Source organism: Erythrobacter sp. SD-21 (assembly GCF_000181515.1).
Taxonomy (GTDB): Bacteria; Pseudomonadota; Alphaproteobacteria; order Sphingomonadales; family Sphingomonadaceae; genus Qipengyuania.
The window spans coordinates 1-26,497 of sequence record NZ_ABCG01000014.1 but is presented as its reverse complement, the minus strand read 5'-3'; the positions used below and the strand labels follow the sequence as shown (position 1 = coordinate 26,497).

The following is a 26,497-nucleotide window of genomic DNA, read 5'->3' as shown; positions in this document are numbered from 1 at the left end:
GGCTTCCGGCCCCGTCTCTCTTTGCGTCAGGCTTCTTACCAGCTCTGGCGCACCGTCAGGCCGAAGGTACGCGGCGTGTTGGTCCGGTAGGCGAGGCGGGCACGGCCGCCACGTTCGCGGTCGAAGCTGAGCAACGCGTTCTCGTCGGTCACGTTGTTCACATAGGCGATCAGCGAGAGACCCGAATCGAAGTCGATCCCGGCGCTCAGATTGACGATGTTGTAGCTCGGAAGGAGCAGGTCGACCGTGGTCGAAGCATCCGCCGGAGCGCCGCGATAGGGCAGCCCGTGCACGAAGGTGCGCGGGTTGTTTTCCTGGTCGGCAGGCTGGGTGTAGCGGTTGCCGACATGGCTCCACGAGGCCGCGATGTAGGCGTCCGAGCCTGCGCCCAGCTGCCACTCGTAGCTGCCCGATGCCGTGAACTGCAGTTCGGGCACGGACGGCAGGCGGTTGCCTTCACGGATACCGGTCGCGGTGACGAGAGCCGCATCGTCGCTGATCGTGCTGTCGAACTCGGCCTCGATCCAGCTACCCGACAGCATCAGGTCGAAGCCCGGAACGGGCTCGAACCCGACCTCGGCCTCGATCCCCATCGAATGCGCTTCGGGCACGTTGAACACCACGCGCGACGAGCAGCTTCCGGCGTCCAGCGTCACCTGGAGGTCGCTGATGTCGTTGTAGAAACCGGCGACATTGGCGAAGAAGCCGTTGCCGGTCGCCTTGGCGCCGACTTCGTAGTTCCACAGGGTTTCATCCTCATAGGACTGGAAGTTGCCGAACAGCGCTTCATCCGCCGGCGAGCAGAGCGTCACGTTGAGCGGATCGTTCACACCGCCGAGGCGGAAGCCCTTCGATGCCTGCGCGTTGAGCGTAACCATGTCGGAGAGGTCATAGCTCAGCAGGATGCGCGGGCTGACGCCGTCGCTTTCGGTGCGATCGAAAGCGTTGTCGCCATTTGCGAACAGGCCGCCCGAGTTGAACTCGCGCTCTTCCTCGTAATCGTACCAGCGCGCGCCAATGGTGACGTCGAACGCCTCGGTCAGCGCATAGGTGCCTTCACCGAAGATGGCGATCTGCGACAGGTCGTAAGGCAGGTCCGCGTTGTAGGGGGAATCGAGGTTGTCGAAGCCATTCGCCACGGCCGCCGACGTACCTGCTCCCAGCGTCGCGTCGGTCACCGCCGCATAGCCCGGTGTGGGCAAGCGCTGGCGATAGAAACGGTCGGTTTGCGAGTAGAACCCGCCGAGAACCCACTGGAACGGTCCGCCGGTATCGGACGAGAACCGCAATTCCTGCGTGATCGCGGACACATCGGTCGCATCGCGCAGGTTCGAGGGCAGGTCGATCCCGCCCTCATCGGGGAAGCCGAGATCGACCGAGACCGAGCCGGACAGCGCGCTTGCATCGCGGCTGACGAGGATGGCGCGGTCGGTATAGGAACTTACCGAAGTGAAGATGATCGGGCCCAGATCGGCTTCGGCCACGAGATCGAGGATCAGGGTCTCGTCCTCGAACGATTCGCGCAGTTTCAGATACTGTTCGCGCTCGTCAAAGGCCGTGGCGGGCGTGGTGAAGGGGTTGGCGTAGAGATTGAAAATCTCCTGCCGGTTGAAGCCGTTGGCGCTGACCTTCTGGTAGATCACCCGCGGCGTGATGCTGAAGCCTTCGCCCGTATCGACGCGGAAAGCCAGGCGCCCGCCATAACGTTCGCCATCGTTGACGTCCTCCCCGCCAGCGGGGCCGATCGCGTTGATGAAGCCGCCGTACTGGGTGTAATAGCCCACGGCACGGGCGGCGACCTTGTCGCCCACCGGCACGTTGACCGCACCTTTAAGGTGCCAGCCCAGATCGTCGCCATCGACGAGGTTTACGTTGCCTTCAACCTGCCCTTCGGTGACGCCGATGACCGGCTGGTTGGTGATGTAACGAATGGTGCCGCCCACGCTGCCCGAGCCGAACAGCGTGCCCTGCGGACCGCGCAAAGTTTCGACGCGGTTGAGATCGAAGAGATCGAGATCGGGGGTGAAGAGCGAGAGCGAGATCACCGATTCGTCGAGATAGACGCCGACCTGCTCCTTCACGCCCGGCTGGTCGCGCACGACCTGCCCTGCGGAAACGCCGCGCACCGAAACCTGGCTCTGGCCCGGCCCCAAGTTCTGGACCGAGAGACCCGCGACGTTGCGGCTCAAATCCTCGAGCGTGTTGGCGCCCGACTTCTGGATGTCTTCCTGTGTCTGCGCGTTGATCGAGAAGGGAACGTCCTGGATCGCCTGATCGCGCTTGGTGGCGGTCACGATTATGACTTGGCTGTCGCCATCGGTCTCTTCGACTTCCTGCGCCGCAACCGGAGCCGCCACCATGGCGAGTGCGCTGCCTGCCAGAAGGGCGGATCGCGAGACGAAGCGATTGAATTGATGTGTGTTTTCCAAGGTTTCCTCCTCTTTTCGGGCCCCTATGGACCTTCTTCGTGAGGAACTTGGTGAATCGTCATGAAACAAAAGACAATCTAGGCCACGCTTTCCTTGGCTACTATTTCGTCAATTGTAGCAAATGAGACACATGCGCCACGGCGCAAAAAAGGGGCCGGAACTCGTCGGAGTCCCGGCCCTTCAAAAGTCGGTGTTCGCAGGAGGAACATGGGTGGGCGGGGCTGCCCGGGAGAGAGAGGAGAGAGTAGGCGGCCCCGCTGAGCTGGTTAATTGTAAGCGCGCTCTCCGTGTTCGGAGATGTCGAGCCCGTCGACTTCGGCCTCTTCGCTGACCCTGAGGCCAACCACTGCCTTGACGATGAAGCCGGCCAACAGAGTGCCGATGGCCGCCCAGGCGATCGTGACGACGACCGAGAATATCTGGATCCCGAGCTGCGAGCCAAGCGCGGTCGAACCGTCGCCGGGGCCGCCGAGGAACGGCTGGTAGACCACCGCCGTACCGATGGCGCCAACGATGCCGCCGATGCCGTGGATGCCGAAGGCGTCGAGGCTGTCGTCATACCCGAACTTGGCCTTCACCTTGGCGACGAAGAAGTAGCAGATCGCCGCCGAAAGGATGCCGAGCAGGATGGCGCCGAAGGGTCCCGAATTGCCCGCGGCCGGGGTGACAGCGACAAGGCCGGCAATCACGCCCGAGCAGAAGCCCAGCGCCGAACCCTTGTGACCCGCCAGCCTCTCGATCACCATCCAGGCCAGCGCACCGGCCGCGGTGGCGACGAAGGTGTTGATCATGGCCAGCCCAGCCGAGCCGTCCGCCTCCAGAGCCGAGCCGGCATTGAAGCCGAACCAGCCCACCCACAGCAGGCCCGTGCCGACCATGGTCAGCGTCATCGAGTGCGGCATCATCGGTTCCTGCGGCCAGCCGCGGCGCTTGCCGAGGAGGTAGGCGAGGACGAGGCCCGAGACACCGGCGTTGATGTGCACCACCGTGCCGCCCGCAAAATCGAGCGCGCCGTCTTCGAACAGCAGGCCGCCGCCCGCCCAGACCATGTGCGCGATCGGGAAATAGACGATGGTCAGCCAAATCGGCACGAAGGCCATCACCGCGCTGAACTTCATCCGCTCGGCCGTTGCGCCCAGGATCAGGGCGGCGGTGATCGCGGCGAAGGTCATCTGGAAGCTAATGAAGACATATTTGCTGATGACTTCATCGGTGAAGGTGGCCGCCGTGCTGCTGGCATCGGTGCCGGACAGGAACAGGCTGCCCCCGCTGATGAAGAGGCCGAGCGCGCCCTCGTAGGTCGTGTCGCCAAAGGCGAGGCTGTAGCCCCACATCACCCAGACAATCATGGCCAGCGCGGCAGTGGCGCCGATCTGGGTCATGGTCGAGAGCATGTTCTTCGAGCGGGTCAGACCTCCGTAAAACAATGTCAGGCCCGGAATAATCATCAGCAGGACGAGGATCGTCGCCGTCATCATCCAGGCGTTGTTTCCGGGATTGGGCACGGCGGAAGCGGCTTCCACGGCCTCCGGAGCGGCGTCCTGCGCATAGGCGGCAGTAGCGGTGAAGAGCGCGGTGCATGCAGCAGCGGCGGCGCGCATGAAATTACGCATGGTCATTGTGTCCCTCCAGGGCGTGACTTGGGGCATCACAGCGCGGTGTCGCCGGTTTCGCCGGTGCGGATGCGGGTGGCGCTGGCGAGGTCGAAGACGAAGATTTTTCCGTCTCCGATCGCCTCGGAACTGGCGGTTTGCTGGATCGTCTCGATCACTTGCGGTGCAAGATCGTCACCGACGGCGATTTCGAGCTTCACCTTGGGCAGCATATTGGTCGAATATTCGGCCCCGCGGTAAATCTCGGTCTGGCCCTTCTGGCGGCCGAAGCCCTTGACTTCGGAAACGGTCATTCCGGCCACTCCAATTCCGCCCAGGGCCTCGCGGACCTCGTCGATCTTGAATGGCTTGATGACGGCGATGATAAACTTCACAGCCACACCCCTTCGTGTTGCGGACCGGTCCAAGCACCGGCTTTCGCACATGCAGCAAAAGGCGTGCCAAGCCGCTTCAGCCGCAAAATTGCGCGCGCGACGCCGCCAAGGCATCATTTGTTGCCCAATATTTGGGCTGGTGATTACTTTTTGATCAAGTCGAGCGTGGCGACAACTGGCAGATGGTCCGATGCCACGGAGGACTGACCCGTGTGGTGCACCTCGGCCTCGACACAGCCCCAGTGCTTGCTCGCCACTATCCGGTCGAGCGTGGCGACCGGCTGGCGCGACGGGTAGCTCCTGCCTGGGGTCACCACCAACCAGCGGTCGGAAAACTCGCGCATCGCGCCCGTCGCCCTTCCCCACTGGTTGAAATCGCCCATGATGACCGTGGGCAGGTTGCGCGAACATTTCTCGACGAAGCCGACCAGCGAACGGATCTGGTCGCGCCGCCTGAGGCCTGAAAGATCGAGATGGGTGCCGATGATGCGCAGGCGGTGGCCTTCCACCGTGATCTCGCCGCAGGCCGCGCCGCGCGGCTCCAGGGTGGGCAGGTCGAGCGCTTCGCCCTCGTGCACCTCGAAGTTTCGCCGGACCAACAGCGCGTTGCCGTGCCAGCCGATGCTGCGCGGCCGCTTGGCCACTTCGACCAGTCGCCAGTGGCTATCGTCTATTTCCGACCGCGGAAGGCAGCTTTCGCGCGCGCCGATCCGGCGGTCGGCTTCCTGCAGCGCAATGATGTCGGCGTCGATTTCGTGCAGCACCGACAGGATCCGTTCGGGATCGCGCTTGCGGTCGAGCCCCACGGCCTTGTGGATGTTGTAGCTGGCGAAGGTCAGGCGCACAGTATCACCAATGCCTTGCCCCGGCCCTTGTGCCGCAAGCCCTTAGAGAAAGTCGCGGATGGTCTTCATGAAGCGGTCGAACTGATCGTGATGCAGCCAGTGTCCGGCATTCTCGAACTCGATCACCTCGGCGTTCGAAAAATGGTCGAGCCGGCCATCGCCTTCGGGGTTGGAGGCCCAGCTGTCGGCGCCGTAGAGCAGCATAGTGGGCGCGGTGATTGCGGCCCAGGTCTGGTGCAGGAATTCATCGGCGATGTCTTCGACCGCCCAGACGTTGAGATGCGGATCGAATTTCCAGCTGTAGGTGCCGTCCTCGTTGCGGTTGACCCCGTGGATGGTGAGGTGGCGCGCCTGTTCTTCGGTGAGGTAGCTGTTTTCTTCGATCATGCGCGCAAAGGCGGCTTCGATGCTCTCGTATTTGCGTGGGGATCGGCCCGAGGCGGCACGCTTCTTGCCGATCCATTCCGCCATGCGTTCCGGGTAGCTCTTCTCGCGCATCTCGGCCTGGCGCTTGGGGCTGGGCCCAAGCCCTTCGATGGCGACGATCTTGGTGACCATCTCGGGGAATGTCCCGGCGTAGCGCAGCGAGACATTGCCGCCCATCGAATGGCTGACGATGGTGACCGGGCCGACGCCGAGCTGGTGGACCAGCTGCGCAAGGTCATAGACCATATCGTTGACCTGGTAATTGCCGTCGCTGACCCAGTCGCTGTCACCATGGCCGCGATGGTCCATCGCCACCACGTGCCAGTCGTCGCGCAATTCCTCGGCCACCCAGTCCCAGCTGCGCGCATGATCGCGCCCGCCATGAACTAGGACGAGAGGCGGTTTTCCGCGATTCCCCCAGTCGAGATAATTCAGCCGGAGGCGCTGTGAGATGAAGGTCTGGGAAGTGGGGCCGGTGAGCGTCATGGGCGCGCTTTGCATCGGCTCCACAATTGATTCAACCTCACCTTTCCCCAATCACCGTTCTTTCGTGGCGGAGAATGTCAGCTCCGGATTCTTCTCTTCCTGGTAATTCACGTCCCACGGGCTCTTAGCCATGAAAACTAGGTCCCCGTCGCGGTCCTTGGCGAGATTGGAGAGGTTGAACTTCTCGAATTCGGCGAGCGCCTTTTCATCACCTTTTATCCAGCGCGCGGTGGCAAAGGGCGAGGCTTCGAGCTTCGCCTCGACCTTGTATTCGGCCGAGAGGCGGCTGATCAGCACGTCGAGCTGCAGCTGGCCGACAACGCCGATGATCCACTGGCCGCCGATCTCGGGATAGAAGACCTGGATCACGCCCTCTTCGGACAAATCGTCGAGCGCTTTGCGCAACTGCTTGCTCTTGGTCGGATCGACCAGCGCGACACGGCGCAGGATTTCCGGGGCGAAGTTCGGCAGGCCGGTGAAGCGGACCTGGTTCTTCTCGCTCAACGTATCGCCGACGCGCAAAGTGCCGTGGTTGGGAATGCCGATGATATCGCCCGGCTCGGCCGTGTCCGCCACCTCGCGGTCCTGCGCGAAGAAGAGGATCGGCGAATGGATCGCGACCGGCTTGCCGAGCCCCGAAGGCGTCAGCTTCATCCCGCGTTTGAAGGTGCCCGAGACCTGCCGCATGAAGGCAATGCGGTCGCGGTGGTTCGGGTCCATATTGGCTTGCACCTTGAAGATGAAACCGGTGACCTCGCCATAGTCGGGGGCGATCTGCTCCTCGCCGGCGGGCTGCGGGCGCGGCGGCGGGGCGTATTTCGCGATTGCCTCGATCAGCTCGGTAATGCCGAAGCCCTTGAGGGCAGACCCGAAATACACCGGCGTGAGATCGCCATTGCGGTACGCTTCGAGATCGAATTCGGGATAGCCGATCTGGGCCAGTTCGGCATTTTCGGCCACTGCCTCGGGCAAGTCGAAATCGGCCACGCGCTTGCCCTTGAATTCCTTCGACGGACCTTCCGGCACAACCACTTCGCCGCTCTCGAAATCGAGGATGCCCTGGAATTCGCCGCCCATGCCGACCGGATACATCTGCGGACTGACATCGAGCGCCAGCATGTCTGCAATCTCGTCGAGCAATTCGAAGACCGGACGACCCTCGCGGTCGACCTTGTTGACGAAGGTGATGATCGGCACGCTGCGCAGGCGGCAGACCTCGAACAGCTTGCGCGTCTGCGGCTCGATACCCTTGGCCGCGTCGATCACCATGATGGCGGAATCGACCGCGGTCAGCGTGCGATAGGTATCTTCGGAGAAGTCCTCGTGCCCCGGCGTGTCGAGCAGGTTGAAGGTGATGCCGTCACGCTCGAACGTCATGACCGAGCTTGTCACCGAGATCCCGCGCTGCTGCTCGATCTTCATCCAGTCCGACCGCGCACGACGCGCCTGCCCGCGAGCCTTGACCTCGCCCGCAAGATGAATCGCGCCACCGGTCAGCAGCAGCTTCTCGGTCAGCGTGGTCTTACCCGCGTCGGGGTGGGAAATAATCGCGAATGTACGGCGGTCTGAGGTCATGGTTCTCTTAGGAGCGCGCGACGCGGAAGCCGGCGAAGTCCTGGCTCACGGGCATCAGCTCTAGGCGGTTGATGTTGAGGTGCGGGGGCAGTTCGGCGATCCATTTGATAGTGTCGGCGATGTCCTGCCCGGTCATCGGATCGGCGCCGCGATAGAGGTCGTCCGAAGCCTCTTGGCTGCCTGTGCGCACCACGGTGAATTCGGTTTCGACCATGCCCGGCTCGATGCTCGTTACGCGCACGCCGGTTCCGTGAAGGTCGGCGCGCAGGGCGAGCGTGAAGTGGTTCGCGAAGGCCTTGGAGCCTGCGTAGACGTTGCCGCCCGGATAGACATAGCTTCCCGCCACCGAGCCGATCGCGATGATCGCGCCCTTGCGCTCGATCAGCGTGGGCAGCAGCTTGCGGGTGAGCACCACCATGGCCGTCACATTGGTGTCGATCATGGTTTGCCAGTCGTCGAGATTGGCTTCCTGCGCGGGCGAAAGGCCCTGCGCGAGACCGGCGTTGTTCACCAGCAGGTCGATTTTGGCGAAGTCGCCCGACAGCGCTGCAATGGCCGCATCCATCGCCCCGGTATCGCGCACGTCGAAGCAGGCGGCATGGACCTTTTCCGCGCCCAGCTTGGCTACCAGCGCATCGAGCCGTTCCTTGCGACGCCCCGTCGCCACGCAGCGCCAACCGCTTGCGACAAGCGTGCGGACGGTGGCTTCGCCAATGCCTGCAGTGGCTCCCGTGACGAAAGCGGTTTTCATCCGCGCAGCTCAGCGCCCTGCTTGGCGGCGTTCCTCACGATATTGTCCGAGATTGCTTTGATTTCCTCGTCGGTGAAGCTCTTTTCGCTCGGCTGGAGGACCACTTCGACCGCGACCGACTTCTTGCCTTCGGGCACGCCTTGTCCGGCAAAGACGTCGAACACGCGCGCGTCGACGATCGCCTTCTTGGCCGCGCCGCGCACGGCCTTGACGAGTTCGCCAGCCGCGAGCTCTGCAGGGACGAGGAAGGCGAAGTCACGCGTGATCGCCTGAAGTGCGGGCGGCGAATAGGCCGCGCGCGCAAAGCCGCCGCCTTTTTTCGCCAGGATCGCATCGAGGAAAATCTCGACCGCCATAACCGGCCCGTCGATGTCGAAGGCCTTCAGCGTGTTCGGGTGGATCGCGCCGAAGCGGGCGAGAATATTCTTGGGGCCGAGGCGCAGGGTGGCCGACTGGCCGGGGTGGAACTGATCGCCAGCCTCACCCATCACCATCAGATTGCCCACCGGTACACCGGCGGCTTCGAGCAGCGCCACGGCTTCGGCCTTGGCGTCATAGGCGTCGAACTTCGCAGCCTTGCCGCTATCCCAGCCGCGCGGTGTCTTCTCGCCCGAAAGCACCACGCCCAGCGTCGGCTTCTCGTCGCTCGCGCCGTCCTTCCCACGGAAATAGCGGCGACCAATTTCGAACAGGCGCGCGCCGTCCGCACCGCGATCGGCATTCCGCTTCGCGGCCGAAAGCAGGCCCGGGATCAGCGAGGGGCGCATCGCCTTCATGTCCTCGCTGATCGGGTTTTCGAGCACCCAGAGCTCGGCGCCATCAGCAAAGTGTTCAGCCTCAGATGTCGGCAAGAAAGACCAGGTGATCGCTTCGTTGAGACCGCGCGCGGCGGCAGCACGGCGCAGCTTGCGCTCCCTCTGCTGCAGGGGGGTCGCGGTTGGCAGCGCCACGCCCGGACGGCGCGGCAGCGGCGTGCTCTTCACCTCGTCGATGCCGTGGATTCGGACGACTTCTTCCACCAGATCCGCCGGACCTTCGATGTCGTGGCGGCGCGGCGGACAGCTGACGGTCCAGTCGTCCGCCACCCGGAAATCGAGCGCTTCGAGGATCGCGCGCTGCTCTTCCTGCGCCACGCCCAAAGCGCCGAGGCGCTCGGTCAGGCGGGGGTCGAACTTGATCGTCTTCGCCTCGCTCGGCGGCGTTCCTGCGCGGACAACCTCGGTCGCCTCGCCGCCGCAGGTCTTGAGGATCAGCTCCGTGAGGATAGCGAGGCCATCGTCGAGGAATTCGGGATCGACGCCGCGTTCGAAACGCGTGCGCGCGTCCGAGGCAAGACCCAGCTTGCGGCCCGTCACGCCGATGCGCTCGGGATCGAAATAGGCGATTTCGAGCAGGACGTCAGTGGTGCCTTCGGTCGCACCCGAATGCTCGCCGCCCATGATGCCGGCGATGTCATGCACGCCCTTGTCGTCGGCGATCACGGTCATGGAGTCGTCGAGCGTATAGGTTTTCTCGTTGAGCGCCTCGACCGTTTCGCCAATGGTCGCACGGCGAGCGACCACCGCACCGGTAAGCTTGGCAAGGTCGTAGACGTGCGCCGGTCGCCCGAAGGCGAGCATGAGGTAGTTGGTCACATCGACCAGTGCCGAGATCGGGCGCTGACCTGCCGCGATCAGACGGCGCTGCATCCACTCGGGCGACGGCTTGGTGTTGTCGACCCCGCGAATGACCCGGCCGTAAAAGGCAGGGCAGCCTTCGGGATCGTCGGTGCGGATTTCGACCGAGCACTCACCCGAAGCCGCAATAGCCGTGGCTTCGACCGGCAGATAAGTACCGAGGCCCGCCGCCGCGAGATCGCGCGCGATACCCTGCACACCCATGCAATCGGGGCGGTTCGGCGTGATCGCGACGTCAAAGACGGGCGAAGCATCATGGTATTCCGCGAAGGTCTGACCGACCGTCGCATCCTCGGGCAGTTCGATGATGCCGTCGTGCTCGTCGCCGAGTTCCAGTTCGCGAACCGAACACATCATGCCGTTCGATTCGACGCCGCGTATCGCGCTCTTGCGTAGTTCCATGCCGTTCGCGGGGACCACCGCGCCGGGCAGGCCCAGCACGCCTTTCATCCCCGCACGCGCGTTGGGCGCGCCGCACACGACCTGCAGCGGATCGCCCTCACCGGTATCGACGGTGAGGACCTGCAGCTTGTCGGCGTCGGGATGCTTGGCTGCGGTCAGCACCTTGGCCACGCGGAAGCCTTCGAGTTTGTCCGCCGGGTCCTCGATCCCTTCGACCTCGTGGCCGATCCGGTTGAGCGCAGCGGCGATGTCCGAAACGCTCGCATCGGTTTCGAGGAAGTACTTCAGCCATTCGAGCGAGAACTTCATGCGCCTGCTCCCACACCGGCGGAAAGCGTCGGCTGGTCGAAGGGCGAGAAGCCGTAGTGGTCCAGCCAGCGCTGGTCGCCGTCGAAGAAGGCGCGCAAATCATCCATCCCGTATTTGAGCATGGCGAGGCGGTCGACGCCGAGCCCCCATGCGAAACCCTGCCACTCGTCCGGATCGAGTCCGGCGAATTCGATTACGCGGCGGTTGACCATGCCGCTGCCGAGCAGTTCCATCCAGCCATGGCCCGGCGCATCGCCGTCGCCGCCCAGGACCTTGCGACCGTTCACGTCCTGCCAGCCCACGTCGACCTCGACACTGGGCTCGGTGAAGGGGAAGTAGGAAGGCCGCAGGCGCAGCACGATGTCGTCACGCTCGAAGAAGGCCTTGAGGAAGGTTTCGAGCGTCCACTTGAGGTGGCCGAGGTTAATGTCGCGGTCGATCACGAGACCTTCGACCTGGTGGAACATCGGCGTGTGGGTCGCGTCGCTGTCGGAGCGATAGACGCGGCCCGGCGCGATGATGCGGATCGGCGCGCCCTGCTTCATCATGCTGCGGATCTGCACCGGCGACGTGTGCGTGCGAAGGAGCATGCGATTCCCGTCCGCATCGCGATCAGGAAAATAGAAGGTGTCGTGCATGGCACGCGCGGGATGCGTCTCGGCCATGTTGAGCGCGGTGAAATTGTGCCAGTCGTCCTCGATCTCGGGACCCGTGGCGACCGAGAAGCCGAGATCGGCGAAGATTTCGGCCAGCTCGTCCATCACCTGGCTGACCGGGTGGACGCTACCCTTGGGTGCCCCAGGCGCGGGCAGGGTCAGGTCGAGCCTTTCGGAGGCCAGCTTGCGCTCGAGCTCCTGCGCTTCGAAAGCGTCCTTGCGCGCCGCAATCGCGTCGGCCACCGCCGTGCGCGCGCCTTGGATCTTCGGCGCCTGCTCCTGCCGCTCTTCCGGGCTCATCTTGCCCACCGTCTTCATCAGCGCCGAGATCGAGCCCTGCTTGCCAAGGTACTCGATACGCAGCGCTTCGAGCGCATCAGCATCTTCGGCAGCGGCAATACGGCTGAGCGCGGAATCCTGCAGGTTGGCCAGATCGGTCATGAATCTCTCGGCTGGAGTGGGTGTGCGCCGCTGCCTCTAGCGGCGAATGCGCAAATGCTAAACCCCAGTTTCGTCCTCGATAACCTGCCCCGGCCCTTGCAGCGCCTGGTGTGGGACGCCTGCCCTGGCGCTGGTCACTGCCACGGCGGCTTTGACGATGGGATGCGGCCCCTGCGCATACTCGCCCGGCGTCATGCCCATGGTCGCCTTGAAGTCGCGGATGAAATGCGCCTGGTCCCAGTAATGCGTGTCGAGCGCGTTGGTCCATTTCATCGAAGGGTCGAGCATATATTTGCCGAGGCTGCGCAGGAACCGTTGCTTCTTGAGCAGGGCGCGCGCCGAAAAGCCGAAACGACGCTTGCAGAACCGCTCGAACGTGCGCGGGTTCATGCCCGTCATGACCGCCAGCGGCGCGACCGAGGTCGTCTCCTCCGACAGCAGGGAGAGATGGACCGCATGGATCGCGCTTTCATCGCGCGGGCGCCGGCCCAGCTGGCTGCGCAGGCAGCTGTTGATCCGTTGCGCGCAGGCTTCCATGTCGTCGCCGTCCTCGCACAGGCTGTCGAGCAGGTCGGCGATCGGCTCCAGTCCCTCGACGTGGTGGATGTCACGAAAGCTGTTGGCCATGTCGGATGCGGGACAGGCGATCAGCCGTGCCCAGCCCGCCGGGGTCAGGCCGATGCCCCAGAACTTCCCGTTCCCGATGCGGAGCCGGGTTCCCCGGTTGGTCGCGCCCGAGAGCACGGCAGACGGAACTTGAACGAGCGGATCGTCGCCGATGGCGGCCTCGTAGACCTCGGCGCGGCCGCACCGCAGGTTCGCCTGTTCGGGAGGCAGCCAGTCCTCGACCAGCGTGCCGGGCTCGACCTCTGTACGGTAACAGCCGAGCGTATAAGGGGCGAGGTCGGGGGCGAGATCGATGACCCGCAGGCGCAGGCCTGCCGCGCTGTATTCGTTTATGGCGGGTCCGGCTTCGCCCATCGCGCCCCTATCGGACCAAAAGCCGCGCAAAGGCAAGGGAATAGAGGCTTCGACCGCGCCCGCGACGCGTTCCCGCGCCTATCCTTCGGCGCCGTGGCTCTCCGCATGCCGCGGCGCGTCGAGCGTCTGGACGGGGGAGCCCCAGATCCGCTGGCGTTCGCTCATGAAAGCCTCGAGCACGGGATGTTCGCGCTGGGCATACTGGCTGGGACTCATGCCCATAAAATTATGGAACTCGTGCACGAAATGGGCCTGATCGTGGTAATGCCGGTCGATCGTTTCCGACCAGTTCTGGCTTTCCGAGAGCATGAAATTGGCCAAGCTGCGCATCATCCGCTGGCGCCGCAACAGCAGGCGGGGCGGAAAGCCGAAATGGCGCGCGCAGACCCGCTCGAGCGTGCGCTTGGTCAGCCCGACCCGGTCGGCAAGCGTCGTCACTTCGAGCAGATAGGGATCAATCATCGCCTCGTGGATTTCCAGGATGCGGTCGGCATCCTTGGGCATGGGGGCAAGATCGCGAAAGAACTGGCTGATTGCCGCGAATTCCGCGTACGCGTCCTGCCCCTCGTGCCAGAACATTTCGCGGAGCGGGGCGAATTTGGCGAAGGCGTCGCTCGCCTCGCCATCACAAATAGTGTCGACGAAGCGGTCGGCCGGCACTTGCACGAAGCGCGCCCAGCCCAGCGGCAGGAGGCCGATGCCCCACATACTGGTGCGGCCGATTCTGAACTGCATGGGGTGCGAGCTGGGGCCGGTCGCCTGGAAGCGGGCGTTCATGCCCTCGCCCCCTTCGAGCGGCCGCGCAAGCGGAGGGTTGTGCTTGAAAAACCGTAAGTTGCCCCATTCGGGTTGCAGCAGGTCCTCGAGCACCTCCCCGGAAGGCAGGTCGACTTCCATCTTGTAGAAGGTGGTGAAACAGGGCGCGAGGTCTTCCGGGGGCGCGAAAAAGCGCACCCTGACGGCGCTACTTCCACGGTGTCGTTCGGCATCCCGCATCGGTCCAGCGTAACCGATTTTGGAGGCGGTCTCCATATCAGGCAAAGAAAAACGGGCGCCTTCCGCATGGGAAAGCGCCCGTCTTGTGTTCGATCGGGTGACCGAATTAGGCCGGAAGAGCCTTCTTCGCCTGGTCGATGATCGCCTTGAAGGCTGCGCCTTCGTTCATGGCGAGATCGGCCATCACCTTGCGGTCCAGCTCGATGCCGGCCAGCTTGGTGCCGTGCATGAACTGCGAATAGGTCAGGCCTTCGGCGCGAACGGCCGCGTTGATGCGCTGGATCCACAGGGCGCGGAAATTGCGCTTCTTAACCTTGCGGTCGCGATAGGCGTACTGGCCGGCCTTTTCGACGGCCTGGCGCGCGACGCGGATGGTGTTCTTGCGGCGACCGCGATAGCCCTTGGCCTGGTCTAGGAGCCGCTTGTGCTTCTGGCGCGTGGTAACGCCGCGTTTGATGCGAGGCATATCAGTTTCTCCTTAATTCGCGATCAGTCGAGGCCGTACGGCGCCCACTTCTTGACGGCTTTCCAGTCTGCTTCGGACAGGACAGTCGTGCCGCGGTTCTGGCGGATATACTTCGCGTTGTGACTGGACAGACGGTGACGCTTGCCGGCGACACCATGCTTGACCTTGCCGGTGGCGGTGATCTTGAAGCGCTTCTTCACACCGCTCTTGGTCTTCAGCTTGGGCATTTTCATCTCCTTATCGGAATCGAATCAGAGACACGTACAACCAGCCCTGGCAGCCCTTACGGCCAGACCGGCAGAGGAATCACGTGTCGGTGAAGGCCGCGCATCTAGCGATTCTGCTGGTGAATGCAAGTCAGAAGTGCGTCACATAGCCTCCGTCCACGATCAGCGTGTGACCGGTGATGTAGGAGGCTTCGGGCGAGGCGAGGAAGGCGACAGGTCCGGCGATCTCCTCGGGCGCAGCCCAGCGGCCGAGCGAGGTGCGGCGTACGAGGTGGTCGGCGATCTCGGGTCCGTCGGTGAACCATTCCTCGTTCCTCTCGGTGAGGACGAAGCCGGGCGCGACCGCGTTCACGGTGATCCCTACCTGCCCCAGCTCTGCCGCCAGCGCGCGCGTCAGCCCGTCGAGCGCGGCCTTGCTCGCCGTGTAGGAGGCATCGCCGCGCGCGATATGCGAAGCGATCGAGGTGATGTTGACGATTCGGCCATAACCGCTCGCGCGCATCAACGGCACGGCCCTTCGCGCAAGGTCGAAGGGGGCGACGAGATTACTGTCCATCAGCCGCGCCATGTCCTCGCGTTCAATTTCCTCGAAGCTGCGGCGGTCGCGCTCCCCGACATTGTTGACGAGGATGTCGAGCCCGTCTGTGGCGAGGCGTTCGAAGGCGGTGGCGGTGGCGGCCTCGTCGGTCACGTCGAAGGCGAGCGGGCGGGCCGCGTCCCCGATGGCCACGCAGGCTTCTTCCAGCGCCGCAATATCGCGGCCGCCAAGCGATACCTGGGCCCCGTCGGCGGCGAGTCGAGAAGCGATGGCCAGGCCCAGCCCCCGCGCCGCACCCGTGACCAGCGCACGGCGTCCTTCGAGTTTTCCCCCTGTCGTCATGTCAGTGTTCGTAGATCATCTTCACCGTCATGCCACCATCGATGTTGAGATGCTGGCCGGTGACGAAGCCGGCATGGTGGAGATAGTCGACGGCCTCGGCGATGTCATCCGGCTTGCCGATCCGCCCGGCAGGGTGCTGGTCGCGGTCCTTCGCGCGATGATCCGGTTGCGTGCGCGCGCCGCTCTTCTGCCACGGCCCCGTCTCGATCCAGCCGGGGCGGATCGCGTTGACGCGGATCGCGGGGCCGAGAGTGACCGCCATCGAATGCGTCAGCGCGTCGAGCCCGCCCTTCGCCGCCGCATAGGCAAAGGTCTCCGGCTCGCTCATGATAGCGCGGGTGGAGGAAATGTTGGCCACGCTGGCGCTGTCCGCACGGCGCAAATGCGGAAGCGCGGCGCGGGTGACGAGGAAGGTGGCCGTCAGGCTCGCATCGATCCACTCCTGCCACTTGGCGAGGTCGAGATCCTCCAGCGGACCGCAATAGGGATTGGCGATCCCGGCGTTGTTGACGAGGCAGTGGAGCGGCGCGTCGCCCAGCCACTCCCCGATCCGTTCGAAAGCGCGGGAAACCTCGCCCTCGCGCCCGACGTTGCAGGTCAACAAGAGGGCGCGCTCGCGTGGCAGGCCATCGCGCAGTTCCGCCAGCGCTTCGCTATCGGTGTCGAGACCGATTATGCGCCAGCCTTTTCCGACAAAATACATCAGGATCGCACGCCCGATGCCATTGCCGGCACCGGTCACCAACAGGGTCCTATCCATATCCATGCAGGATCAATGCACGAGCCTATGAAAAAGGGGCGAAGCGCCCTGCAGCGCCCCGCCCCCCTTTTCGCTATCGAATGTCCGAAGCTTAGAAGCGTGCACCCAGCGCGACACCGAAGTGACGACGCTGAACGTTCACGCCGTCGAAATCGCCCACATCGGCATATCCGCCTTCGATGCGACCGTAGAGAACATCGCCAAAGCCATGCTCGTAGCCGAGGGCGAAGGCAATTCCGCCGTTGCTCTCGGCAAACGTGGTGAATCCATCGGAAGCTTCGAGTTCGAGTTCACCGTAACCGATCTTGCCGTAAAGGGCGCCGTCGGGGTTGATCGCATAGCCGAGCGCAAGACCGCCTTCGAAATAGCTTTTGCTGCTCAAGCAAGCGCCGTCAAAACATGTCTCGACGGTGCCGAGCTCATACTGCGCATAGGGGCCGACCGTCAGGTCGCCGCCGATGGCCGCGTCGTAACCGACCTCGCCGCCGAAGGCCATCGCGCTGCCGAGCTTGTAAACGTCGTCGTCTTCGAGGATCGAGCTGACCGTCGGGGTTTCGTAAGTCGCGCGCGCTTCGATGCGGAAACCATCACGAGCGATGTCCACATAGTCTTCGTCCTGTGCCTGTGCGGCGGCAGGAATGCAGGCACCCGCGATCGCGAGTGCGAAAACAGTTTTCTTCATGTGATTTGAGACCCTTTAAAACAAAATGCCGTCCGAGCGGCGCGGGTCTCCTAGCCGCGCAATTCTTGGTAACAAGTAAATTGTCGAACTGTAGCTGTGGCTGGGCAATCCTGTTACCCGATTACGCCAGGTTCATGGCCTCGAGGACGTCTTCCAGCCGTGCCGGATCGCCGATCGCCAGCGCATCGCCGGCGCTTTCGGCATGAAGCGGTTCGCCGCGCCAGTCGCACATGAGCCCACCCGCGCCCTCGACGATCGGGGCCAGCGCCGCGAAGTCGTGGAGCTTGAGGCCGGCCTCGCAGACGATGTCGACATGGCCGCTCGCGACGAGACCGTAATTGTAGCAGTCGCCGCCATAGATGATCTTGCGCTCGGCCACCGCCTTGGCGAGGCCCATGAAATGGTCGGCCTCGTGGTCGGAGAACTGGTGCGGCGTGGTGGTGGCGAGGACCGCGTCGGCAAGATAGCGGCAGCGCGCGGCGCTGACCCGCGCGCCGTTGAAGGTGGTCGGCTCGCCCATGCGCCCGGCCCAGCGTTCGCGCGCGATCGGCTGGTCGATGATACCGAGCACGGGAAAGCCGTCCTGCACCAGCGCGATCAGCGTGCCGAATATCGGGCGCCCGGCGATGAAGCTGGTGGTGCCATCGATCGGGTCGAGCACCCATTGGCGGCCGGCGCCCTCATTCCTGGTTCCGTATTCCTCGCCGATAATGCCGTCGGCGCTGCGTTCGGCCTCGATCAGTCGGCGCATGGCCGCCTCGGCCGCCTGGTCGGCTTCGGTCACGAAGGTGCGGTCGGATTTCTGTTCCTCGCTCCACTGGCCGCGGAACAGGGGACGGATCGCCTCTCCTGCGGCATCGGCGAGACGGTGGGCGAGGTCGAGATCGGAGCGGGTGGCCATGGGCCGCGCATTTGACAAAAGACCCGCGCTCGTCAAGACGCGGGCCCACGACACCTCGCCCTTCGGGTCGCCATGAAGGGGAGAAGATATAACCGACACGCCGGCAAGTCGTAACCATTCCGGGAGTGCGCGCGCTCCCTCACCCGGGCTCGTCTCGACGACGGGCTCTACGAGGGACGGCTTGCCGCTTGCCTACAGCCGTGCTCCTGCCGCCGAAATCGCGCCTTGGGTCCAGTCGCTCGCCGCAGTGGACATCGTATCCGCTGCGAATGGACGGCGGTGCGGCTTCTTTTCGGCCACACCCGCCATTCGCGTGCTCCTGAAGGGAAAGTGGTGCTTCGAAACCGCCGACGGACCGCGCGAATTCGACACGGCGCACGGCAATCGCACCGTCTATTTCGGACCGCAGACGCGGGAGATGGCGGTTAGTGTGCAGGGGCCGATGCGGTTCCTCCTGCTGCAATTCCATCCCGGGGCCCCGCCGCTGGACCAGAGCAAAACGCACGAGGAGACGCTCGACCGCGTCGAATGCTTCGACGCCGGGCTGCCGCGCTCGATCCGCCAGACGACTTATGACGATGACGATGCGCGCGAGAACTGGCTGGACAGGTTCGAGGAACTGACCCGGCAGGTGCTGTTCACGCGCGTCGACAAGGAGCCGCCGGCGCTGATGCACGAGATCTACCGCCGCCTGCTGGTCGGCCCGGAAATCGAGCTGGACGAGATCGCGGACCGGTTCGGCGTGAGCCGGCGCACCGTCGAGCGACAGGTCCGCACCAGCTTCGGGGTCAGTCCCCAGCAGGCGATCCGCTGCGCCCGCGCGCTGGACATGGCGGCAGCCATTCTCGGGGTCGCCATGCCGGAGGAAGAGGCCGCCTTTCGCCTGCGCTATTTCGATCAGTCGCACATGACGCGCGAGATCCACCATTTCTTCGGCACGACTCCGGGCGCGCTCGCGCGGAAGAAAGCCGTCCTGCTGCGGATCGATCTCGAGATTCGGCAGATGCGCCGCCTCGAAGCGCTGGACGAACTGGGGATCGGACAGGCCCCGTGGCGCGACCCGGAGGCCGAACCGCCGCTCGACGGCTGGGATCCGGCGATCTAGTCGAAGAGGGAGCTGACCGAGCTTTCGTCGGCAATGCGGCGCACGGCCTCGCCGATCAGCGGGGCAATGGTGAGGATACGGACCTTATCCGAATCCTTGGCCGCGTCGGTCGGCTTGATCGAATCGGTGATCACCAGCTCCTTGAGCGCCGAACCGTTGACGCGCGCGACGGCACCGCCGGACAGAACACCGTGGGTGATATAGGCCGTGACCGAAGCCGCGCCCTGGTCGAGCAGCGCCTGCGCCGCGTTGCACAGCGTTCCGCCCGAATCGATGATGTCGTCGATCATGATGCAGTGACGGTTGGAAACGTCGCCAATGATGTTCATCACCTCGCTCTCGCCCGGACGGTCGCGGCGCTTGTCGACGATGGCCAGCGGCGCGTTGTCGAGGCGCTTGGCGAGCGCGCGTGCGCGAACCACGCCGCCGACGTCGGGCGAGACGACCATCAGATCCTTGTCGCCGTAACGCGCCTGGATATCGGCCGCCATGACCGGCGCGCCGAAGAGGTTGTCGGTCGGGATATCGAAGAAGCCTTGGATTTGGCCGGCGTGAAGGTCGACGGCAAGCACACGGTCGGCGCCGGCCTCGGTGATGAGGTTGGCGACTAGCTTGGCCGAGATCGGTGTACGCGGGCCGGGCTTGCGGTCCTGCCGCGCGTAGCCGAAATAGGGCACCACGGCCGTGATACGCCGCGCCGAGGCGCGCTTCAGCGCATCGATGCAGATCAGCAGCTCCATGAGGTTGTCGTTCGCGGGATAGCTCGTGGACTGGACCACGAAGACATCCTCGCCGCGCACATTCTCGTGGATCTCGACGAAGATTTCCTCGTCAGCGAAGCGGCGCACGCCGGCATCGACCAGAGGCATTTCGAGATATCCCGCAATCGCCCGGGCGAGCGGCAGGTTCGAGTTGGCGGCCATGATTTTCATGAAAGCGAATCCCCGTCGGAAACTGTGCCCCACGCACTAGAGGGCTGACCTCAAAACGCAACATTTGGCAGAAGGCCTTGCGGTGGATAGCTTGCCGCAATGGATTGGTGGCTGATCGCACTTCTTGCAGTCGGGATGGTTCTCTTCGATCTGCGCCTGCGGCTGGGGCCGGCTGAAGAAGGGCCGCGCCCTGCCCGCGATATCGACGCTGCCGACCCGGTGATGCCCGATGAACCGGAGCCGTGGGAGGCCGAGGCGCTGGCGCGCTACGGGACCGAGACGAGCGTCGACCAGCTGATCGCAGAAGGTCGCGCAGATGAACTGCGCAGACTCGGTTACGAGGGCGAGCTTCCTGAAGAGTAGCTCAAACCCGCTCGATCAGACCTTGTGTTCGCCCTTGATCCAGCGAACCGTGCCGGAGCTCGCGCGCATCACCACGCTCTCGGTCGTCATGGTGCCGCCACGGCGGTACTTCACGCCTTCGAGCAGCGATCCGCTCGTTACGCCGGTCGCTGCGAAGATGCAGTCGCCCTTCACCAGATCGTCGCGCGTATAGATTCGGTCGAGATCCTCGATCCCCCATTTCGCCGCGCGGGCCTTTTCATCCTCGTTGCGGAACACGAGACGGCCGTTGAACTGGCCGCCGACGCAGCGCAGCGCGGCGGCCGCAAGCACACCTTCTGGCGCGCCGCCCTGGCCCATGTACATGTCGATCGTGGTGTCCTCGTCGGTCACCGCGATCACGCCAGCCACATCGCCATCGCCGATCAGCACGACGCCGCAGCCGAGGCCGCGCAGTTCGGCGATCAGGTCGGAATGGCGTGGACGATCGAGAACGCAGACGATGATGTCGGAAGGGTCCACGCCCTTGGCCTGGGCGACCGCCTTCACATTCTCGGTCGGCGATTGGGCGAGGTCGATGATGCCTTCGGGATAGCCCGGCCCCACGGCCAGCTTGTCCATGTAGACGTCGGGCGCGTTGAGGAGGCAGCCTTCCGCGCTGGCGGCCAGCACGGCGAGCGAGTTGGGGCCCGCCTTGGCAGTAATGGTCGTGCCTTCGAGCGGATCGAGCGCGATGTCGATCTTCGGCCCCCTGCCCGGCGCACCGCCGACTTTCTCGCCGATGAAGAGCATGGGCGCTTCGTCGCGCTCGCCTTCACCGATCACCACCGTGCCATCGATCTCGAGCGTGTCGAACGCCTTGCGCATGGCTTCGACGGCGGCGGCATCGGCGGCCTTCTCGTCGCCGCGCCCGATAAGTTTCGAAGCGGCCACCGCAGCGGCCTCGGTGACGCGCACCATCTCGAGGACGAGGACACGGTCGAGAGGGTTGGAAGTGGGCGAGTTCATGGCGGGTTCAGTCCTTGAAGCCAGAGGTGTGCGGGCCGGCAAGGGCGCGCGTGAATTCGTATGCGCGCGCCGATAGACAGGGAGGACCGGATTGTCGAGACGCGCTCTGCTCGGACTGGCGATTCCCCTTACCCTTTTCGGTGACCCGACGGCAGCGCAGCAGGGCGTGACCCGCGACACTACGCTCGATGCACAGACGGGAGAGCCGCCCAACCGCATCGACCTGACCTTGAAGCCCGACGATCTCGAAGAAACCTACGAGGATTGTACCGAGGACCAGGAGGCCGCGATCATTTCGGGCGAAATCATCGTCTGCCGCCGCAAAAGCGAGCAGGAAGATCGCCTCTATTCCAACCAAGAGGCACAGGATCGGCACGCGCAGCGGACCATGCATCAAGGCGACCCGCAAGCTCCGGACATGTTCGGCATCCTGGACCACGGCGTCGTGGTCGCCCACGGATGCTTCATCCCGCCTTGCCCCAAACCGCCGGTGCACATGATCGATTTCGACGAGCTACCCGAAACGCCTAAGGGCTCCGATGCGGAGCGTGTCGGCTTGGGGCTTGCCCCGCGCGGCCCGCGCAGGACCGAGGACGGTGCGTTGCTGGTCGCGGAAGAGCCCAGTCTGCAGGCCAACGCCGATGAGCTCGGCCTGCCGCCGGCGCTCGCCGAGGACGAGAGCGAGGTCAGTCCTTCAGGATCGGCATCACCAGAGGCAGAGCCGTCAGGCTAGCTGAGCCTTCAAGCAGGTCGAGCGCTTTGCCGACGCAATGCTCTGGCCCTTCGTGCGTGACCATGGCCACCGCCACATCGCCCCCTTCCGTGTCGCGGCCACGCTGGATCAGGCTTTCGATCGAGACGCCGGCGTCGCGCATGGCTGCGGTGATCTCGGCCAGCACCCCCGGGCGGTCGGCCACGGTGAAGCGGATATAGTCGCGCCCGATGCGCTCGCCGGGATCGGCAGGAGCGCATTCGACCAGGCTGGTGCTGGGCACCGAGAAGGGCGCGCCGGCCTGCCCGCGTGCGATGTCGATAAGATCGGCAACCACGGCGCTGGCTGTCGGCTTGTCGCCCGCGCCCGCACCCTGGAACAGGAGCCGGCCCGAAAAATCGCCCTCGGCAACGACCGCGTTGGTAGGGCCGGTGACGGCGGCGAGCGGGTGGCGGAAAGGAACGAGGCAGGGGCGTACGCGCTGCAGCAGGCGGCAGTCCTTCCCCTCGCCCGACAGCGTGGCGATGCCGACGAGCCGGATGACGTAGCCCAGGCTGTCGGCCTGCGCGATATCGTGTGCGCGGACCTGCGTAATCCCTTCGGTGCGCACCGCCTCGAAGTCGATCCGCGTGCCGAAGCCGATAGCGGCCAGAATGGCGAGCTTGTGCGCCGCATCCACACCCTCGATGTCGAAGGTGGGATCGGCCTCGGCATAGCCCTTATCCTGCGCGCTCGCGAGCATCTCGCCGAAGTCCGCACCGGTCTGCTCCATCTCGGAAAGGATGTAATTGCAGGTCCCGTTGAGAATGCCGTAAATCCGGTCGAGCGCGTTGGCAGCGGTGCCTTCGCGCAGGCCCTTCACCACCGGGATACCGCCCGCGACCGCCGCCTCGAAAGCGAAAGCGGCTTTTTTCATCGCGGCGAGTTCGGCCAGTTCGAGACCGTGGTGGGCGACCATCGCCTTGTTGGCGGTGACGAAACCCTTGCCCGCATCGAGCGCGGCGCGGGCGAGCGTGAGCGCCGGGCCGTCCGACCCGCCGACCAGTTCCAGCACCACGTCGACATCGGCGCGCGTGGCCATGGCCTGCATGTCATCGACCCAGGCGTAAGGCTTAAGATCGACGCCGCGGTCCTTGCCGCGTTCGCGCGCGGTGACGGCGACGATCTCTATGGGCCTTCCGGCACGCGCGGCAATCATGTCGCGATTGGTCTCGATCAGCCGGATGACCCCGACCCCGACCGTGCCGAGGCCGGCGAGCGCTATACGCAGAGGTTCAGCCACCGACCGTCTCCCGTGGCGGGAATCCGAAAGCTCGGCGGACCGCGTCCGGAACCGGTGTGGGGTGGCCTTCGGGCAGGTCGACATGGACGGTGAGCAAGCGGATTTCGGCGCGCAGAGCCCCGTCGTCCGCGCCATGGAGCGTGATCAGCGTCTTCATGCTCGAAGTGCCGATCGATTCCACGGTCAGGCGGCCCTCGATCAGCTCGTCGAGCCGGATCGGGGCGAGGTAATCGACCTCGGCCCGGCGCACATGGAATTCGACATCGTCGGGCATGCCGTGGGTGCGCGCCTCGCGGAAATGCTCGCTGACGAGAATGTCGGCATATTCGAGATAGCGCGAATTGAAGACGACGCTCTGCGGGTCGACCTCGGCATAGCGCACGCGGAAAGTGTGGTGGAACGGCTCCATGGCCCACCGCCTAGCGCATGGAACCTAGCAGCGGGAACCAGTTTGTCTTGGCACGGCCTAAGCTGGGCGTTCAGCCCGGCGCGGGGATCACAGCGAGCGCTGGCAGCTTCCCAGCTGTTCGAGCACGAACGCGTAGTCGCGCACGGCGAGTTCCCGTGCGCGAGGATCGCGCGACAGGTTGGCCTCGCTCGGCAATTGCGCCGGCAGCGTGCAGGCTAGGCGATACCAGGCCAGCGTCTGCGCCTGCGGCGGGCGCGCCGACTGGTCGACGATTTCGGTCCAGGAAACGCCCCAACGCGGCTGCTGGTTCGGTCGGCGAACGACGGTGATCGAGACCGGCCCGTCGTTTTCGGTGTCGAGGAAAAGCTGGGTTTCCGATTCGCCCACCAGCGTGCCTTCGACCGCCAGCGCATCGGCTACGCGGGTTACGCGCGGCGGCGCGTCGGGGGCGACAAGCGAGGTGAGAACCGGACGCAGGCGCGATTCGAGATCGGCGCTGTAAACCTGCTGAGCGCCTTCGCCCACGAGCTGGAGCTCGCCCGGACGCCCGGGGACGGTCCGCGCGAAAAGCAGCACTTCGCTTTTCTTCAGCTTCGGCGCCTTGCCCTTGGCGGTGAGCGGCACGTCGACGAGATAACGCAGCTCCTCGCCCAGCGGCACATTGCCCGCGATCAGCGTCTTTGTACGCGCCTCAATGTAGAGACGCACATGCCCCGGCGCGAGACCCGGCGAACGTTCCGGCTCGAGCGCGGCCTGGTCGCGGATTTCTGCGCGTACGACGAGGGGCGCTGCCTCCGCCAGCCCGACCAGATCGGCGTAGGTAAGAGCCCTAGCGGGAGCAGTTTGGGTATCCTGCGCAGTGACAGGGACCGTAAGCGACAGCGCCAAGGCTGTAGCGATGGTTGGAAGTGCTTTCATGACCAGCGGTCAATCCTCTCCTGAAATCCGTTGCTTGGGCACTTCGGAAACCTCGGGCGCCCGTCAAGCGTTCCCTGACCGACAAGCCGTGAATTCGCGCTTAACCGATAAAGCGTTTGCCCACTATGGCTCGCAAGGCTAAGGCGTGCACCAGAACCGGGTTCATGATACAATATTGCCTGAGAGTTGCCTTTGGCGAATTTATCAGGAACAAGCCCGGATAAGCGCCGACGTTCCTTTAGGGGTTCGCCTAGGTGTGATTACGGAATGCGGCGCCGGGAGCACAGCGATGTGTCCACCCCCACGGCGTCGAACTTGGCCCGGTGCGAATCGGGCAGACACGATGGAGTGATGCAACCGAATGGCTTATGCTGACCAACAGATGAGTGGGAATCGCGTCGTCGCGATCATCATCGTTGCCCTCATCCACATTGCCCTCGGTTACCTGCTCATCACCGGACTGGCCGTCGATGCGGTCAAGAACGTGGTCGAGCGCGTAACGACGATCGACGTGGAAGAGCCCCCGCCGCCGGAGCCGGAAGACGAACCGCCGCCGCCGCCGCCGGAAGATGTGCCGCAGACCGTGCCGCCGCCGGTCGCGCCGCCGCCGCCTATCAATATCGCGCGAACGCCGCCGCCTGTCCGGGTCACGCCGAATATTCCGCCGCCGGCGCCGCCCGTGTTGCGTATTCCGCCGCCGGCTCCGCCTGCACCGCCGGCTCCGCCCGCACCGCCTTCGCAGGCACGCGGCGCATCGCCGGACGGCCTCAACCGCTGGGCTGCCCGCATCCAGGGCGACTATCCTTCCAGCGCGCTGCGCCGTGAGGAACAGGGCACCGTCACAATGCGGATCACGATCGGCACCAATGGCCGCGTCGAAGCCTGCTCGGTAACCGGTTCGTCCGGGTCGAGCGCACTCGACCAAGCCGCCTGCCGTGGGATGCAGCGCTACGCGCGCTATAACCCGGCACTCAACGCGGCCGGCAATCCGATTTCCGATACAACTACGCAATCGATCCGTTACGTCCTGCCCGACTAGGGACTACGGCAGGTCAAAAGACGACATTTTCAAGAGGACTCTCGCTTATGTATACCCAACTTCTCACCGCGGCGGCTGAGGCCCCCAAGAGCTCGTTCGGCTTCTGGCAAGCCATGGAAGAAGGCGGCCCCGTCGCCTGGTCGATCCTCGCCGTCATGGTCATCATGTCGGTTGGCTCGTTCTACATTCTCTTCACCAAGCTGTTCGAACAGAACAAGGTGATGAAGCAGTACAAGGGTGTGCGCACCAATTTCTGGCGCACCAACAGCCTCAAGGAAGGTGCAACGAAGCTCGACAAGAACAGCGCATGGCGCCAGCTCGTCGACGATGCTCTCGTCGCCGAAGAAAAGCACGCCAAGCTGAACGATCAGATGGAGGCGCACGACTGGATGCACGGTTCGCTCGCGCGTTCGGAACACGCGATTCAGGCGAAGCTCAACGGAGGCCTCCCGTTCCTCGCAACCGTGGGCGCTACCGCTCCCTTCGTTGGCTTGCTCGGTACGGTTATCGGTATCTATCGCGCCCTGATCAACATCGGCGTTGCCGGTTCGGCCTCGATCGACAAGGTCGCAGGTCCCGTCGGTGAAGCGCTGATCATGACCGCCATCGGTCTGCTCGTGGCCGTTCCGGCCGTCTTCGCCTACAACTGGCTGCAGAGCCGCAACCGCAAGATCTTCGACATGATGAGCGGCTTCTCGACCGATCTGCTCGCCAACATCAACTCGGGCGGCACCATCAAGCCGGCGACGATGACGGCAACCTCGACGCAGACCGCAGGCAAGGCCGCTGCCGGCCGTACGGTTCCGGGTGCCAAGCCCGCCACCGCCACAACCACGGCAACGACTCCCACCAAGCGCTAAGACGGGCGGCGCGG

The 26,497-nt window shown here is 64.5% G+C and carries 27 protein-coding genes; 5 read left to right on the top strand and 22 right to left on the bottom strand.

The features are described from left to right. Positions 1-35: 35 nt before the first annotated feature. The 17 genes from ED21_RS14475 to ED21_RS14395 form a co-directional block, all read right to left on the bottom strand. Positions 36-2,360 carry a TonB-dependent receptor gene (locus ED21_RS14475; protein ID WP_006834679.1) on the bottom strand — a complete coding sequence of 775 codons (2,325 nt, stop codon included), beginning with the start codon at positions 2,358-2,360 and terminating at the stop codon, positions 36-38. A 335-nt stretch (positions 2,361-2,695) separates the two neighbouring features. After that, complete coding sequence (locus tag ED21_RS14470) at positions 2,696-4,048, bottom strand: ammonium transporter (protein WP_006834678.1); 1,353 nt, start codon at positions 4,046-4,048, stop codon at positions 2,696-2,698. A 29-nt stretch (positions 4,049-4,077) separates the two neighbouring features. After that, entirely contained in the window at positions 4,078-4,416 is a 339-nt protein-coding gene (locus ED21_RS14465; protein WP_006834677.1) for a P-II family nitrogen regulator, read from the bottom strand. Positions 4,417-4,559: 143 nt separating this feature from the next. Continuing rightward, complete coding sequence (locus ED21_RS14460; RefSeq protein WP_006834676.1) at positions 4,560-5,261, bottom strand: endonuclease/exonuclease/phosphatase family protein; 702 nt, start codon at positions 5,259-5,261, stop codon at positions 4,560-4,562. 42 nt (positions 5,262-5,303) lie between these two features. Continuing rightward, positions 5,304-6,173 (bottom strand): alpha/beta fold hydrolase, encoded by an 870-nt coding sequence (locus ED21_RS14455; protein WP_034922982.1) that lies wholly within the window; start codon positions 6,171-6,173, stop codon positions 5,304-5,306. A gap of 51 nt (positions 6,174-6,224) precedes the next feature. Next, positions 6,225-7,748: a peptide chain release factor 3 gene (locus ED21_RS14450; RefSeq protein ID WP_006834674.1), complete on the bottom strand. Its 1,524-nt coding sequence runs from the start codon at positions 7,746-7,748 to the stop codon at positions 6,225-6,227. A gap of 7 nt (positions 7,749-7,755) precedes the next feature. Then, a complete protein-coding gene (locus tag ED21_RS14445; protein WP_006834673.1) occupies positions 7,756-8,499 on the bottom strand; it encodes an SDR family NAD(P)-dependent oxidoreductase in 744 nt (247 codons plus the stop codon). Continuing rightward, positions 8,496-10,886 (bottom strand): phenylalanine--tRNA ligase subunit beta, encoded by a 2,391-nt coding sequence (gene pheT / locus ED21_RS14440; RefSeq protein ID WP_006834672.1) that lies wholly within the window; start codon positions 10,884-10,886, stop codon positions 8,496-8,498. The genes ED21_RS14445 and pheT overlap by 4 nt, the downstream gene beginning before the upstream one ends. Continuing rightward, positions 10,883-11,983, bottom strand: coding sequence for a phenylalanine--tRNA ligase subunit alpha (gene pheS, locus ED21_RS14435; RefSeq protein ID WP_006834671.1), 1,101 nt, complete (start codon positions 11,981-11,983; stop codon positions 10,883-10,885). The genes pheT and pheS overlap by 4 nt, the downstream gene beginning before the upstream one ends. A 57-nt stretch (positions 11,984-12,040) precedes the next feature. Next, the gene (locus tag ED21_RS14430; protein ID WP_006834670.1) at positions 12,041-12,964 is read right to left on the bottom strand and encodes an AraC family transcriptional regulator; all 924 of its coding nucleotides are present in this window, start codon (positions 12,962-12,964) and stop codon (positions 12,041-12,043) included. 78 nt (positions 12,965-13,042) lie between these two features. Then, a complete protein-coding gene (locus ED21_RS14425; RefSeq protein WP_198005874.1) occupies positions 13,043-13,918 on the bottom strand; it encodes a helix-turn-helix domain-containing protein in 876 nt (291 codons plus the stop codon). Between the two features lie 148 nt (positions 13,919-14,066). Continuing rightward, positions 14,067-14,426, bottom strand: a complete 360-nt coding sequence (gene rplT / locus ED21_RS14420; RefSeq protein WP_006834668.1) for a 50S ribosomal protein L20 — start codon at positions 14,424-14,426, stop codon at positions 14,067-14,069. Positions 14,427-14,449: 23 nt separating this feature from the next. Next, on the bottom strand, positions 14,450-14,653 hold the full coding sequence (gene rpmI / locus ED21_RS14415) for a 50S ribosomal protein L35 (protein WP_034922973.1): 204 nt from the start codon (positions 14,651-14,653) through the stop codon (positions 14,450-14,452). Between the two features lie 130 nt (positions 14,654-14,783). After that, a complete protein-coding gene (locus ED21_RS14410; RefSeq protein WP_006834666.1) occupies positions 14,784-15,533 on the bottom strand; it encodes an SDR family oxidoreductase in 750 nt (249 codons plus the stop codon). A 1-nt stretch (position 15,534) separates the two neighbouring features. Next, entirely contained in the window at positions 15,535-16,293 is a 759-nt protein-coding gene (locus tag ED21_RS14405) for an SDR family NAD(P)-dependent oxidoreductase (protein WP_050784793.1), read from the bottom strand. A 91-nt stretch (positions 16,294-16,384) separates the two neighbouring features. Beyond that, positions 16,385-16,975: an outer membrane beta-barrel protein gene (locus tag ED21_RS14400; RefSeq protein ID WP_006834664.1), complete on the bottom strand. Its 591-nt coding sequence runs from the start codon at positions 16,973-16,975 to the stop codon at positions 16,385-16,387. 121 nt (positions 16,976-17,096) lie between these two features. After that, positions 17,097-17,876 carry an inositol monophosphatase family protein gene (locus ED21_RS14395; protein WP_006834663.1) on the bottom strand — a complete coding sequence of 260 codons (780 nt, stop codon included), beginning with the start codon at positions 17,874-17,876 and terminating at the stop codon, positions 17,097-17,099. Between the two features lie 181 nt (positions 17,877-18,057). Between ED21_RS14395 and ED21_RS14920 the strand changes: the two genes are divergently transcribed. Next, positions 18,058-18,981, top strand: a complete 924-nt coding sequence (locus tag ED21_RS14920) for an AraC family transcriptional regulator (protein ID WP_006834662.1) — start codon at positions 18,058-18,060, stop codon at positions 18,979-18,981. Here the strand turns inward: ED21_RS14920 and ED21_RS14385 are convergent. Beyond that, positions 18,978-19,913 carry a ribose-phosphate pyrophosphokinase gene (locus tag ED21_RS14385; RefSeq protein WP_006834661.1) on the bottom strand — a complete coding sequence of 312 codons (936 nt, stop codon included), beginning with the start codon at positions 19,911-19,913 and terminating at the stop codon, positions 18,978-18,980. The genes ED21_RS14920 and ED21_RS14385 overlap by 4 nt on opposite strands. A 99-nt stretch (positions 19,914-20,012) precedes the next feature. On the opposite strand from ED21_RS14385, the gene ED21_RS14380 reads away from it, so the two are divergent. Further along, the gene (locus ED21_RS14380; RefSeq protein WP_006834660.1) at positions 20,013-20,276 is read left to right on the top strand and encodes a hypothetical protein; all 264 of its coding nucleotides are present in this window, start codon (positions 20,013-20,015) and stop codon (positions 20,274-20,276) included. A gap of 15 nt (positions 20,277-20,291) precedes the next feature. Here the strand turns inward: ED21_RS14380 and glpX are convergent, their stop codons facing one another. Next, positions 20,292-21,263: a class II fructose-bisphosphatase gene (gene glpX, locus ED21_RS14375; RefSeq protein ID WP_006834659.1), complete on the bottom strand. Its 972-nt coding sequence runs from the start codon at positions 21,261-21,263 to the stop codon at positions 20,292-20,294. 91 nt (positions 21,264-21,354) lie between these two features. Between glpX and ED21_RS14370 the strand changes: the two genes are divergently transcribed. Further along, positions 21,355-21,996 (top strand): hypothetical protein, encoded by a 642-nt coding sequence (locus ED21_RS14370; RefSeq protein WP_006834658.1) that lies wholly within the window; start codon positions 21,355-21,357, stop codon positions 21,994-21,996. On the opposite strand, the gene ED21_RS14365 is transcribed toward ED21_RS14370, so the two are convergent. The 3 genes from ED21_RS14365 to ED21_RS14355 all read right to left on the bottom strand — a co-directional run bounded on the left by ED21_RS14365 (position 21,950) and on the right by ED21_RS14355 (position 24,584). Beyond that, positions 21,950-23,257 (bottom strand): homoserine dehydrogenase, encoded by a 1,308-nt coding sequence (locus tag ED21_RS14365; RefSeq protein ID WP_006834657.1) that lies wholly within the window; start codon positions 23,255-23,257, stop codon positions 21,950-21,952. The genes ED21_RS14370 and ED21_RS14365 overlap by 47 nt on opposite strands. Beyond that, positions 23,250-23,666: a thioesterase family protein gene (locus ED21_RS14360; protein ID WP_006834656.1), complete on the bottom strand. Its 417-nt coding sequence runs from the start codon at positions 23,664-23,666 to the stop codon at positions 23,250-23,252. Before ED21_RS14360 ends, ED21_RS14365 begins: the two co-directional genes overlap by 8 nt. An 87-nt stretch (positions 23,667-23,753) precedes the next feature. After that, the gene (locus tag ED21_RS14355) at positions 23,754-24,584 is read right to left on the bottom strand and encodes a hypothetical protein (protein ID WP_006834655.1); all 831 of its coding nucleotides are present in this window, start codon (positions 24,582-24,584) and stop codon (positions 23,754-23,756) included. A gap of 361 nt (positions 24,585-24,945) precedes the next feature. On the opposite strand from ED21_RS14355, the gene ED21_RS14350 reads away from it, so the two are divergent. Next, a complete protein-coding gene (locus tag ED21_RS14350; RefSeq protein ID WP_006834654.1) occupies positions 24,946-25,623 on the top strand; it encodes an energy transducer TonB in 678 nt (225 codons plus the stop codon). A 47-nt stretch (positions 25,624-25,670) separates the two neighbouring features. Continuing rightward, positions 25,671-26,483, top strand: a complete 813-nt coding sequence (locus ED21_RS14345) for a MotA/TolQ/ExbB proton channel family protein (RefSeq protein ID WP_006834653.1) — start codon at positions 25,671-25,673, stop codon at positions 26,481-26,483. Positions 26,484-26,497: the final 14 nt, after the last annotated feature.